The sequence below is a fragment of the Exiguobacterium artemiae genome (assembly GCF_033342815.1).
GTDB lineage: Bacteria > Bacillota > Bacilli > Exiguobacteriales > Exiguobacteriaceae > Exiguobacterium_A > Exiguobacterium_A artemiae_A.
In genome coordinates this window covers 141115-154519 of sequence record NZ_JAWPEN010000004.1, presented here as the reverse complement: position 1 = coordinate 154519, position 13405 = coordinate 141115, and the positions used below count along the sequence as shown (strand labels likewise).

Annotated in this window: 11 protein-coding genes and 1 riboswitch; of the genes, 4 read left to right on the top strand and 7 right to left on the bottom strand. The window is 49.0% G+C overall.

The features are described from left to right. Positions 1-218 precede the first annotated feature (218 nt). From ahpF to R7V76_RS06270, 6 genes are all read right to left on the bottom strand, one after another. Positions 219-1748: an alkyl hydroperoxide reductase subunit F gene (gene ahpF, locus R7V76_RS06295; RefSeq protein WP_318091635.1), complete on the bottom strand. Its 1530-nt coding sequence runs from the start codon at positions 1746-1748 to the stop codon at positions 219-221. A 14-nt stretch (positions 1749-1762) separates the two neighbouring features. Further along, on the bottom strand, positions 1763-2326 hold the full coding sequence (gene ahpC / locus R7V76_RS06290; RefSeq protein ID WP_012371860.1) for an alkyl hydroperoxide reductase subunit C: 564 nt from the start codon (positions 2324-2326) through the stop codon (positions 1763-1765). Between the two features lie 220 nt (positions 2327-2546). Further along, positions 2547-3947, bottom strand: coding sequence for a decarboxylating NADP(+)-dependent phosphogluconate dehydrogenase (gene gnd, locus R7V76_RS06285; protein WP_318091634.1), 1401 nt, complete (start codon positions 3945-3947; stop codon positions 2547-2549). A gap of 19 nt (positions 3948-3966) precedes the next feature. Next, positions 3967-5313: a GntP family permease gene (locus R7V76_RS06280; RefSeq protein WP_318091632.1), complete on the bottom strand. Its 1347-nt coding sequence runs from the start codon at positions 5311-5313 to the stop codon at positions 3967-3969. Positions 5314-5336: 23 nt separating this feature from the next. Further along, positions 5337-6878, bottom strand: a complete 1542-nt coding sequence (gntK, locus tag R7V76_RS06275) for a gluconokinase (RefSeq protein ID WP_318091631.1) — start codon at positions 6876-6878, stop codon at positions 5337-5339. Beyond that, a complete protein-coding gene (locus R7V76_RS06270) occupies positions 6871-7587 on the bottom strand; it encodes a GntR family transcriptional regulator (RefSeq protein ID WP_290827986.1) in 717 nt (238 codons plus the stop codon). The genes gntK and R7V76_RS06270 overlap by 8 nt, the downstream gene beginning before the upstream one ends. Positions 7588-7770: 183 nt before the next feature. On the opposite strand from R7V76_RS06270, the gene R7V76_RS06265 reads away from it, so the two are divergent. The 4 genes from R7V76_RS06265 (at position 7771) to mmuM (ending at position 12889) form a co-directional block, all read left to right on the top strand. Then, positions 7771-8682, top strand: a complete 912-nt coding sequence (locus R7V76_RS06265) for a ketopantoate reductase family protein (RefSeq protein ID WP_318091630.1) — start codon at positions 7771-7773, stop codon at positions 8680-8682. A 190-nt stretch (positions 8683-8872) separates the two neighbouring features. Then, positions 8873-10291 carry a polysaccharide pyruvyl transferase family protein gene (locus R7V76_RS06260; RefSeq protein ID WP_290827990.1) on the top strand — a complete coding sequence of 473 codons (1419 nt, stop codon included), beginning with the start codon at positions 8873-8875 and terminating at the stop codon, positions 10289-10291. A 108-nt stretch (positions 10292-10399) separates the two neighbouring features. Next, positions 10400-10501: riboswitch (SAM riboswitch) on the top strand. A gap of 80 nt (positions 10502-10581) precedes the next feature. Next, positions 10582-11982, top strand: a complete 1401-nt coding sequence (locus R7V76_RS06255) for an amino acid permease (RefSeq protein WP_318091629.1) — start codon at positions 10582-10584, stop codon at positions 11980-11982. Then, positions 11957-12889: a homocysteine S-methyltransferase gene (gene mmuM / locus R7V76_RS06250; RefSeq protein ID WP_318091628.1), complete on the top strand. Its 933-nt coding sequence runs from the start codon at positions 11957-11959 to the stop codon at positions 12887-12889. The genes R7V76_RS06255 and mmuM overlap by 26 nt, the downstream gene beginning before the upstream one ends. 83 nt (positions 12890-12972) lie before the next feature. Here mmuM and R7V76_RS06245 read toward each other — a convergent pair whose 3' ends face one another. Further along, entirely contained in the window at positions 12973-13395 is a 423-nt protein-coding gene (locus tag R7V76_RS06245) for a MarR family winged helix-turn-helix transcriptional regulator (RefSeq protein ID WP_114596736.1), read from the bottom strand. Between the last annotated feature and the right edge of the window lie 10 nt (positions 13396-13405).

The following is a 13405-nucleotide window of genomic DNA, read 5'->3' as shown; positions in this document are numbered from 1 at the left end:
TCTAAAAGATGATTTTCCGTGACTTCTACGGGGAAAAGCGCGTTTGCGCGCTGTCAGAGGCAGGCGAGACCCGGCTTTAAAACCTGTGGTCGCAAAAGCCGCGGCTTGCGCCTCGCCCGAGAAAAGCACGGGAAAAATTCTCTTTTGTTCGTAGCGATTCTGTTCATACTAGATTTTACAATCAAAAAACGCCTTGCCGAAGCAAGACGTTTCCATCATCAGTTACGAATCATATAATCGAAGGCACCGAGTGCTGCTGTCGCCCCTGATCCCATCGAGATGATGATCTGTTTGTAAGCACTATCCGTACAGTCACCGGCTGCAAAGACACCCGGGATGTTCGTTGCGCCATGACGATCGACAAGGATTTCACCGAACTTGTTGCGTTCGATTGTTTCGCCGAGCCAGTCTGTGTTTGGCACAAGACCGATCTGGACGAAAACACCTTCGAGCTCGACATGGTGCTCAGCACCTGTTTCGCGTTCGACATACGTGATGCCGTTCACTTTATCCGTACCCGTGATTTCCTTCGTCTGGGCGTTGGCAACGACCGTGACGTTCGGAAGACTCGCGAGACGGTCTTGTAAGACCGCGTCCGCTTTCAGTTCCGGTGCAAATTCAAGCACCGTCACATGTTTGACGAGACCGGCAAGATCGATTGCGGCTTCCACACCGGAATTCCCGCCGCCGATGACCGCAACGCGTTTTCCTTCGAAGAGTGGACCGTCACAGTGAGGACAGTACGCAACCCCTTTGTTCTTGAATTCAAGTTCGCCCGGCACACCGATGTTGCGCCAGCGTGCTCCTGTTGAGAGAATCAAACTCTTTGTTTTCAAGACCGCACCGTTTTCAAGCTCCAGCTCAACGAGGTCTTTTTTCTCAAGACGTGTCGCCCGTTGAAGGTTCATGACATCGATCCCGTACTCTTTGACGTGTTCTTCAAGACTCGCCACGAGTTTCGGACCTTCCGTATACTTCATGCTGATGAAGTTCTCGATACTCATCGTATCCATGACTTGACCACCAAACCGTTCCGCGACGATTCCCGTCCGGATTCCTTTACGTGCCGCGTAAATCGCAGCACTGGCACCGGCAGGACCGCCACCGACGACGAGGACGTCGTACGGGTCTTTGTCCGCAAAGTCAGAAGCGTCGACACCTGTACCGAGTTTCGCGAGAATCTCCTCGAGCGACATCCGACCGTTTCCGAACGCTTCGCCGTTGACGAAGACTGTCGGGACAGCCATGATTTCTTTTGCTTCGACTTCCTGTTTAAAGGCACCGCCGTCAATCATCGTGTGGCTGATGTTCGGGTTCAGAACACTCATGACGTTTAGGGCTTGAACGACATCCGGACAGTTGTGGCAGCTGAGACTGATGTACGATTCGAAATGATACGTTTCTTTGATACCTTTGATCTGGTCGATCAGTGCGGCGTCGATTTTCGGCGCGCGACCGCTGACTTGGAGTAACGCCAAGACGAGGGACGTGAACTCGTGACCGAGTGGAATCCCGGCAAACGTAATCCCGCTCTCTTCTCCGACACGGTTGACGCTGAAGCTTGGTGTCCGCGGCAAGGCCGCCTGTTCGATGCTGATGCGTGGTGACATGCTCGCGATTTCTTCGACGAGCTCGCTCATCTCAAGAGAAACGGAGTCTGTCCCGGCGCTGACCGCGAGGACAAGATCTCCTTCCAATAAATCGAGGTATTGAGCGAGTTGTGCTTTAATATCTGCTGCTAAAGCCATCTCAAATCCGCTCCTTAAATTTTTCCGACGAGGTCAAGGCTCGGTGTAAGTGTTGCAGAACCTTCTTCCCATTTCGCTGGGCAAACTTCGCCTGGGTTGTTGCGTACATATTGTGCTGCTTTGATTTTGTTGACGAGTGTGCTTGCGTCACGGCCGATTCCGCCTGCGTTGATTTCAACCGTTTGGATGACGCCGTCCGGATCGATGATGAACGTTCCGCGGTCTGCAAGTCCGTCTTGCTCGTTTAAGACTTCGAAGTTACGTGAGATGACGTGTGACGGGTCACCAATCATGACGTACTCGATTTTACCGATTGTTTCTGAAGTTTCGTGCCATGCTTTATGTGTAAAGTGCGTGTCTGTTGAAACTGAATAAACTTCAACGTCGAGCGCTTTGAGTGTTGCGTATTGGTTTTGAAGATCTTCGAGCTCAGTCGGGCAAACGAATGTAAAGTCTGCTGGGTAGAAACAAACGACACTCCATTTTCCACGAAGGTTGGCATCTGTAAGATCGACGAACTCTCCGTTGTGGAATGCTGATGCACTAAATGGTTTTACTTCACTTCCGATTAAAGACATGATAAAAATCCTCCTGTTGGGTTCTATTTAAGAATCTGTTCTAGTAGAAAGTAACAACTGTATCTATCACACTAGAATAATTCTAATCTAATACTAATTTCATATAGACGCTTAGTTTTGTCAAGACATAACCTGCAATTTCCTATTCTGATAAACAAAGTGTGAACAAAAAAAGAACTTCCATTTCCTTAAATGAAACAGGAAATGGAAGCTGTATAAGTTACTGCCAGTCCGTATGGAACGTTCCGTCGCGATCGGTCCGGGCATACGTATGGGCTCCGAAATAATCACGCTGGGCTTGCAGGATGTTCGCATTGGAGTTCGCCGTCCGGTAGCTGTCGTAATAAGTCAGCGATGTGCTGAGACATGGAGCAGCGAGTCCGGATAATGAACTTTCAGCGACCACCTGACGCAGTGACGTTTGATAGTCCTGAACTTTGTCCGCGAAGTACGGTGCAAGCATTAAGTTCGCAAGCGACTCGTCTTTCGCAAACGCTTCACTGATGACATTGAGGAACTCGGCACGGATGATACAGCCGCCGCGGAAAATCAAGGCGATTTCTTCGAGACGTAAGTTCCAGTCATACAGCTCGGATGACGTCCGGTACTGTGTGAATCCTTGCGCGTATGCAGCGATTTTCCCCATGTAGAGCGCTTGGCGGATCCGTTCGATCCAGACGTCTTTATCGAGTGTCTCACGGGCTTCCGGTCCACCGAGAACGGAAGCAGCAGCGACACGTTCTTCTTTGACGGCCGAGAGATAGCGGGCGAAGAGGGCTTCCGTAATGATGGACGAAGCAATCCCGTTATCAATCGATTGCATGCTCGTCCATTTGCCTGTCCCTTTTTGACCGGCTTGATCCAAGATGACATCGATTAACGGAAGACCGGTCTCATCATCTTTTTTCCGGAGAATATCGGCTGTAATTTCGATCAGATAACTTTTCAGCTCGCCTTCATTCCAAGACGCGAAGACATCCGCAATTTCTTCCACGTCGAGTCCAAGACGGACACGGAGGAAACTGTACGCTTCCGCGATCAGCTGCATGTCGGCGTATTCGATCCCGTTATGGACCATCTTGACGAAATGGCCGGCACCTTTTGGTCCGATGTAGACGCAACATGGATCGCCGTTCACTTGTGCCGCAATCTTCGTCAAAATCGGCGCGACTTGTTCGTAAGCTTCTTTTGTACCGCCCGGCATGATGGCAGGACCGGTCCGCGCACCGACTTCCCCGCCGGAGACGCCGACACCGATGTATTCGATTCCGTGTTGTTGCAACTGATCAAAGCGGCGTTCCGTATCATGGAAATGCGAGTTTCCACCATCCATGATGATGTCGCCTGCTTCGAGGTGTGGAATCAGCGACTCGATGACCGAATCAATTGCGCTTCCCGCCGTGACCATGACGAAAATTTTTCGTGGACGGGTTAGGGATTGAACAAAATCAGCCACCTCGTAATAAGGATGCACTGGCAATCCTTCGTTATGTGCCATTAAGTCATCCGTCAAATCACGTGTGTAGTTATAGACAGCGACGTCTTCCTGACGGCTTGCCATGTTCAAGGCGATGTTGCGCCCCATGACACCGAGCCCGATGACTCCGATTGAATGTAGCATAGTGTACCGACTCCTTTTTTTAGACGACGAGACTGAGCAGAAGGACGAATCCAAGTCCGAAGACGGAAATGATTGTCTCAAGCAAGGTCCACGTCGCGAAAGTTTCTTTCATGGTTAATCCGAAATACTCTTTAAACATCCAGAATCCGGCGTCGTTGACGTGTGAAGCGATCAAACTGCCGGCTCCTGTTGCGAGAACGACAAGTGCCAGATTGACATCCGATTGGCCGAGCAACGGAATGACGAGACCGGCTGTCGTCAGTGAAGCGACGGTTGCCGAACCAAGTGAAATCCGTAAGATAGCTGCGATGATCCACGCCAGTAAAATCGGTGATAAGGTCGTATCTTCAAACATCTTAGCGACGAATTTACCGACACCACCGTCAATCAGGACCTGCTTGAAAGCACCGCCGCCGCCGATGATCAGCAGCATCATACCGATTTGCGTGATGGCTGTCGTACAAGAATCCATAACGCTTTTAATCGGAATCTGACGTGCCAGTCCCATCGTATAAATGGCGACAAGCAAGGAAATCAGCATCGCCGTCGATGCGTTTCCGATGAATTGAATGGCAGATAAAACCGAATTGCTTTCCCAACCGAGCGTTTTTTGCAATAACGTTAAAATCGTGGCAATCGACATCAGGAGAACTGGCAGCATCGCTGTGAAAACACTGATGCCGAATCCTGGTGTCTCGTCGAGATTAAATTCTTTTTGTTCCCCGAGTGACGCAATGTTGCCTGTCTTTTTAAAGGATTCCGGAACGATTCGTTTCGCGATTTTCGTAAAGATCGGACCGGCGATGATGACGGTCGGCACGGCTACGATGAAACCGTATAAAAGAACTTGTCCGAGATCAGCACCGTACTCGCCGGCGATGACAGTCGGGCCCGGGTGTGGCGGCAGGAAGCCGTGTGTGACGGAAAGTGCCGCGACCATCGGAATCCCGAGATAGAGGATCGAGACACGCAACTGACGTGAGATGGCGAAGACGATTGGAATCAATAGCACCAGTCCGACTTCAAAGAATAACGCGATCCCGATGATGAACGAAGCAACAACGACAGCCCATTGAATGTTCTTTTCCCCAAACTTCGCGACAAGCGTCATCGCGATTCGTTGCGCACCGCCTGCATCGGCAATCAGTTTCCCGAGCATGGCACCGAGTCCGAAGATTAAGGCGAGGTGACCAAGCGTTCCGCCGAGACCGGCTTCAATCGTCGTGACGATTTGATCAAGCGGCATTCCAAGCAGTAAAGCGACGACAAACGAGACGATGATTAAAGAAACGAACGTGTTTAATTTTAACCCCATAATTAAAACAAGTAACAGAATAATCCCGATGGCAACAATGACTAATGGCATGTGACTTCCCCCAAAAACTTAAATTAAATTTCTTTTTGAATCAGACCCCGTTGATACGTAGCGATGCGTCGATAATCCGTTTCCAGAACACGTGCCAAACTGATGAAAATCGGCAGTAACTGACGGTATTCGTGCATGGCTTCCTCATTTGGCACATGGCGATGTGTATCGCCGATCATGTCTGCTGCCACTTCGAACGAATCGACTTCCCCTGTCGCATACAATCCGAGAATACAGGCTCCAAGACATGAACTTTCAAAACTTTCCGGAATGACGACTTCCGATTCGAAAATATCCGCCATCATTTGACGCCACACTTCAGAACGGGCGAACCCCCCGGTTGCCTGAATCCGTGTGACCGGACCATCCATACATTCGATTAACGCCAGGAAGACAGTGTACAAGTTATAAATGACACCTTCGAGGGCGGCCCGAATCATATGTTCCTTTTTGTGTGACAGCGTCAAGCCGAAGAAAGAACCGCTGACATCCGGATTCCAAAGCGGAGCCCGTTCGCCTGACAAATACGGGTGGAACAGTAAACCGTCTGATCCGGGACGGACGCGTTCGGCGATTTTCGTCAGGACGGCATATGGATCAATACCAAGACGTTTCGCGGTCTCGACTTCCGCCGAGGCCAGTTCGTCACGAATCCAGCGTAAGACCATGCCGCCGTTATTGACCGGTCCACCGATGACCCAATGGTTCTCGGTTAAGGCGTAACAGAAGATCCGGCCTTTTTCATCCGTTTGCGGACGGTCGATGATCGTCCGGATTGCGCCGCTCGTTCCGATCGTAATGGCGATTTCGCCTTTCCGGATCGCGTTAACCCCGAGATTCGACAGGACGCCGTCGCTTGCCCCGATCAGGAACGGTGTAGAAGGATCTAGGCCAATTTGTTTGGCGTATTCCGGTGCTAAATCGGTAAAGGACGTTGTCGTCGAAACCGGTCGCGACAATTTGGTTGCATCGATGCCTGCGACCTGTAACGCTTCCGCATCCCAGTCGAGATCATGGATGTTGAATAAACCGGTCGCTGAAGCGAGTGAATGGTCGATGACGTATTGTCCAAACAGACGCTGGAAGACAAATTCCTTGATGCCGATGTATTTTTTCGTCCGCGCTGCAATGTCCGGATGTTCTTTGACGAGCCAGCAAATCTTACTGAGCGGCGACATCGGATGGACCGGAGTTCCGGTGCGGTGATAAATCGAGTAACCGTACTGTTCCTTGATTCGGTTCGACCAGACTTCGCTCCGGCTGTCGGCCCATGTGATGCAGGCCGTCAACGGTTGATCGTGTTCATCCATTGCGATTAAACTGTGCATGGCACTGCTGAAGGCAACGAATTTCGGTTGCTCCGCCGGATGTTGTTTCGTCATCAACCGGATGCTTTCAAGGACGGCATGAAAAATCTCTTCCGGATCCTGTTCCGCTGTCGAACGATTCGGTGTGTGGAGCGGATAACCGACATTCGTTTGACCGACGACTTCCCCTTTTGTCGTAAAGAGCACTGCTTTTGTACTTGTTGTCCCGATATCAATCCCTAACATGTATTCAGTCATGCGGCTCTACTCCCTTCGACATTAATTGTTGCGATTTCCATAAGTCTTCAACTTCCTGCACATCATCGAAGTTCTGGTGCAGGGAAGCGATCATCCGTTTGCGGTCACCCGTCTCGATGGCTTCGACGTAAAGCGCATGGTTTTCGAGAATCCGCTCGAAATCTTCGATGTCCTCATCGAGACGCTGACGCATCGACAGTAAGATGAAGCTTTCCATGACGGGCTTGAGATTCTGCCACATCATGCTGACATATCCGTGATCAATCGACCGGATGATGGTTTCGTGAAACAGGACGTCTTGATACGAAAATTCATCCGCATCCTTATACTTGATGGCAATCTTCATCATCTCGAGAACTTTACTCAGTTCACGGACCAGATCCTGACGATCCATCTTGACGATCCGTTCAAAAACGAACGTTTCGATTAACAGTCGGACGTCATAAATTTCCTGGATGTCTTTTTTGGACAACCCGACGACGACGGCACCCATCCGTTCCAACCGGATAATCCGTTCTGAAGCCAATACTTTCAGGGCATCCCGGACAGGAGACCGGCTGACGGAAAAATCAGCGGCCAGTTTGTTTTCGGATAGGACGGTACCGCTCTCGATCTTGCCGGAAATGATCCGCATCCGCAGTTCATGAGCGACACGATCACCGGCGGATGCTTTTGATAACCATTTAATCGGGTATAAAAGATCAGACATAAAAAAGCACCTACTTTGTTTGATAAGTATACTTGTATACAAGTAGTATAAACGACGGAAACTAAAATGCAAGCGCTTTAATTAAATTGTCATCTTTCCCGAATCGCTGCTTTCTGATGTGATAGGCTAAAGAATGAAAGCATATAAGAGAAAGTGATGAATCAGTCAGATGGAGGGGATTAAATGAAGATTTTAGTGGTCGGTGCCGGTGCCGTCGGCGGTTATTTCGGGGCACGATTGGCGGAAAAAGGGGAAGATGTCACATTTTTAGTCCGGGAGCGGCGATTACAGGAGTTAAAAACATCAGGACTCGAAATTAACAGTCTGCATGGTGATATCCATCTTACGCCGCGTTTAATTGAAGCAGGGGCAGACGAGACCTTTGATGTGATCATCTTGTCGACAAAAGCCTATCATTTGGAACAGGTGTTGCACGATATCGCACCTTTTGTTTCGGAACATACATACATCCTGCCGCTCTTAAACGGCATGGCACATTTGAAACAGTTAGTGGACCGGTTTGGAGAACAGCGTGTGCTGGGTGGACTCTGCTTTATTGAATCGACGCTTGATGCACAAGGGCGTATCCTTCAGACGAGTCCGTCCCATCATCTGTTATTTGGTCCATTGCCGGGAACGCGGACAGACCGCTTGGAAGAATTGAAGCTGCATTTGACCGGAACAGCGGCTCCGATCAACTATTCAGATACGATTACCCGCGACATGTGGAATAAGTATCTGTTCATCACGACGTTTTCCGGTGTGACATCCTTATTCCGCTCTTCGATTGGTCTAATCCGTTCGCAAGAGGAAGGAACGGCGATGATTCACCGCCTGGCAACGGAAGCGAAAGCGGCGATGGAACGGCAGGGAGCCGTATTCAGTGAGGAGATTGAACAGATTCAACAGAAACAGATCGCACAAATGGCGGATACGATGAAATCGTCCTTATTACGTGACATGGAGAAGGGCAGTGAAGTTGAATCCGCCCACCTGTTCGGGACACTTCTTTCGAAAGACGATACAACCCAGGTCGTATTGCCGGCGATCTATGCGAATCTCGAAATTTACCGTACATCAAGAGAAGACGTTTAACTATTTACTATATCGGGAAATCTAACATGGTTGTACTAATTTTATAAATGACATATTAGCCACAATAATGTGTAATTTTCAGCTATTCGTTGACTTGCTGAATTGCATTCAACTATTCTTGAAAAGACAAGATGGTTAAAAAACCAAAATATATTTTATAAGAACAGAAGTGAGAGGGGAATTATTTTACATGAAACGTATTATTATCCGTGCGGGTATGACACCGTTTGAACAGTTCGACGCAGAGTACTTGATGAAACATAACTCAATCGGAGGAAATGTCGGAAACCTGATTTATCAATACAGTATTTTCCGCACTTTGATGACAGAAGGTACGACAATCACGCCTGATTACTACTATTATGAAGAAGAGCGTGCAGATGAGATCAACGCGAACTTCGATTTGTATGTCATTCCACTCGCTGACGCATTCCGTAAAGAATTCGTTCCGACACTTCGTAAATATACAAAATTAATTAAAAAATTAAAGATTCCGGTCGTCGTCATCGGTGTCGGTTTACGTGCACCGTTTGAAGCGAACTTAAACGAAGGTTTCTCGTTCGATGAAGATGTTAAAGCGTTTGTCAGTGCAGTTCTTGAGCGCTCAAGCATGCTTGGACTTCGCGGCGAAATCACATCAAAATACCTGACGCGTCTTGGTTTCCGTGAAGGAATCGACCACAAAGTCATCGGTTGCCCATCGATGTATGCGTTCGGTCGTGACTTGAAGATCCGTGAAACGAACATCACAAAAGATTCAATGATCGGAGTCAACTCGTCACGTCTCGCACCGCAAAACGTCCTCAACTTCATCACACGCGGAATGGAAGAGTACCCGAACCATTACTTCATCCCGCAATGGATGAAAGAGTTACGTTTGACGTACACAGGGACACATCCGATTGCTGACTTATCGGTCACGAACTATCCGGTTAAAATGTCAGATCCGACTTACATGAATGACCGTGTCCGCTTCTTCCTGAACGCACAGACATGGATCGACTTCTTGAAAGAAGCAGATTTCAGCTTCGGAGCACGTCTTCACGGAAACATCACGGCAACACTTGCCGGAACACCAAGTATCCTGATTCCGAAAGATGCACGAATGCGTGAATTAACGGATTATCACCAATTGACACACATCTGGGCAAATGACATCACAGACAGCACACGCTTGTCGGATGTGATTGAGTCAGCTGACTTCCAAAGCCCGACACGTGTTCAAGCACGTAACTTCGACAACTTCGTTGATTTCTTGAACACAAATGATTTAGAGCACATCTACAAAGAAACGAACTATCCGGAGAACGTTCCGTTTGATCGCGAAATGGCAAAAGCAGAGTTGCTCCCGGTCGTTAAACCGATCACAGGAATCAGCATTGAAGAAGCTGTTTCACGTTTTGAATCATACTTCCCGGCCGAAGAGCAAAAAATCGTGGCTGCTCAAAAACGCGATAAAGCAAAAATGGCTGAAAAAGATAAAAAAATCAAATCGCTTCAAGGCAAGTTGAACAATCAAACAAAAGAAATGAAGCATCAACAAGGCACATTGAACCGCAAAGCGGTTCGGATGGCATTGAAGACTGCCGATTTGTTTGCAAAAAAATAAGCGATAGACGTCTTATACCAATTTGGTGTAAGGCGTTTTTTTTGTATGATAAATTCTGAATTGTGTTGACAATTCAGAACGGGGTTGGTACTGTTATGAAAAATTACATTCTTATCCAGAGAGGTGGAGGGACTGGCCCTTTGAAGCCTCAGCAACAGGTCGAAAGATACTGTGCTAATTCCTGCGGGTGTTGCACCCGATCGATAAGCTTCTTTTTATTGTCGACCGACGCACCCATGCATGTGGGTGCGTTTTTTATTTTATGAGAGAAAGAGGAGTGTGGAGGAGCAATGAAAGAAGGAACGTTTCGTCGGAAAATGGAATCCCGGCATATCGTCATGCTGTCACTTGGCGGTGTCATCGGGACGGGATTATTTTTAAGTACAGGTTATACGCTGGAGCAGGCGGGGCGTGTCGGAACGATTTTATCGTACTTGGTCGGAGCGCTGGCCGTCTATCTCGTCATGCTTTGTTTAGGAGAGTTAAGCGTACATATGCCGGAAACCGGTGCCTTTCACAGTTACGCGACAAAATATCTTGGGTCCGGAACAGGGTATACCGTCGCCTGGCTCTACTGGCTGACATGGACAGTTGCGCTCGGTTCAGAGTTTACGGCAGCCGGTTTATTGATGCAACGCTGGTTTCCGGACGTTCCGGTCTGGCTGTTCAGCGCGTTATTTGTCGTCATGATTTTAGGGATTAACGTCTTGACGGTTCGGTTGTTCGCAGAAGTCGAATTTTGGTTTTCCGCCGTTAAGGTGCTGACGATTTTAGTGTTCATCGTCCTGGGAACAGCGGCCATTGTCGGATTTTTACCGCTTGCTGATGGATCGCAGGCTCCGATGCTTGCTCCTTTGACGGAGGGTGGATTGTTTCCAAACGGAGCATTCGCCATTCTTATGACCATGCTCGCCGTCAACTTTGCCTATTCCGGAACAGAGTTGATCGGGATTGCGGCAGGTGAAGCCGTTGATCCGAAACGAACGGTACCGCTGGCCATTCGAACGACCGTCTTCCGGCTTGTGTTATTTTTTGTCGGAACGATCATTGTGCTCGCGATTCTTTTACCAAACGACTCAAAAGGAGTACTCGAAAGTCCATTTGTTGCCGTGTTCGAACGGATCGGTCTCCCGTTTGCAGCAGACACCATGAACTTCGTTATCCTGACAGCGATTTTATCGGCAGCGAACTCAGGTCTTTATGCCGCCTCACGGATGCTCTGGTCTTTATCCGATCAACGGATGATTACGCCGTTCTTTTCTAAATTAAATGCGAGCGGAGTACCGACACGTGCTGTTCTCTTCAGTATGCTCGGCGGTCTGCTTGCCCTGTTCTCCAGCGTCTATGCACCGGGTTCCGTCTACATTGCGCTCGTCTCGATCTCGGGACTGGCCGTCGTCGTCGTCTGGATGAGCATCAGTGCCTCACAGTTCATGTTCCGCAAACGGTATCTGCAAGAAGGAAAGGATGTCAGCGATTTGGTCTACCAGACGCCCTGGTATCCGTTTGTACCGATTTTATCCTTTTTGATGTGTCTGGCTTCTTTGATCGGAATCGCCTTTGATCCGACGCAACGGGTTGCCCTTTATTTTGGTGTTCCTTTTATCGCGGTCTGCTACATCGTTCATCATCTGACTAAAACATCATGGAAACGGAGTGAGGAAGATGTCAAAGAACAACAATCCAGTTGAGCAACTATTAAAAAAACAGCTTTATATTTTATTGGACGGAGCACTGGCAACGGAACTCGAACGTCACGGGAGTAATCTCGACGACCCGCTGTGGTCGGCACGGGTATTGCTTGAAGAACCGGAACAGATTCACCGGATCCATACGGATTATTTTAAGATTGGAGCAGATTGCGCCATCACCGCGAGTTATCAGGCAAGCGTGACCGGATTCGGCAGTCGGGGAATTAAAGAGGATGAAGCGGTTGAACTGATCAAACAAACCGTCTATTTGGCACAACAGGCGCGTGCGGAAACCGGACAGGCCGCGGCTCACGCTCTGATTGCAGGATCGATTGGTCCTTATGGTGCCTACTTATCGGACGGATCTGAATATGTCGGTCATTACGGAGTCGACGATGCACAGCTCGAAGCATTCCATCGTCCGCGGATCGAAGCGTTAATTGAAGCAGGGGCGGACGTGTTAGCGTTTGAGACGATTCCGTCTCTGCAGGAAGCGAAAGTACTGTTCCGACTGCTCGAGGAGTTTCCGGAACAATCGGCCTGGTTGGCCTTTTCCCTGCGTGACGCAACACACATCAGTGAAGGGACACCGTTGAGCGAATGTATGGAAGCGTTAGGAGATCATCCGCAACTGGCAGCGGTCGGTGCCAACTGTTTTCCGGCATCGATTGCGACGGATTTCATCACAGCGTTGAAACAACTGACGGATGTCCCGATTATCGTTTATCCGAATTCCGGAGAACAGTATGATCCGGTCAGCAAAACCTGGTCCGGTGAAGCAGTGTGTACAGCGTTTGAAGACATTGCCCCGGAATGGTATGCAGCAGGTGCCCGGTTAATTGGCGGGTGTTGCCGGACGACGCCGGAGCAAATCGAACGGATTCAACAAAAGGTAACGATCAGTTAACAGGCGACGATACCTGACGACAATACAAAACAAAAAACAGAGGGCGGATATAAATCCGTCCTCTGTTTCATATTCTAAGAAGTTCACCGTTCCCGTAACGCCTGATTAAATTGTTTCAGCAATCGACCAAATGACTCGGCATCTTCATCCGGCCAGTCATGTAATAACCGTTCGATGCTTGTTAAACGGGCTGTCCGGTAAATTTCGAGCTCTTGTTGACCATAATCTGTGATGTTGTAAAAGAAGGCCCGGCCGTCTGTCGGGTCTTTTATTTTTTCGACTAATTTTTTCTGATCGAGCGCAGCCGCTTGCCGGCTGACGGTCGAGACGTCGAGTTGCAACTCACGGGCAAGGGTTTTGACACCGACTTGACCGGAGTCGGATAACTGGCGCAAGAGTAAATAGGAAGCACGGTCCAGGTTCCGATTATCGGCCGTTGCCGTCGTTAAACGACGAATAAGAATCGCCAGTTCCAGTTCGATTGTTTCCAGGGATTGATTCGACATATTGTCACCT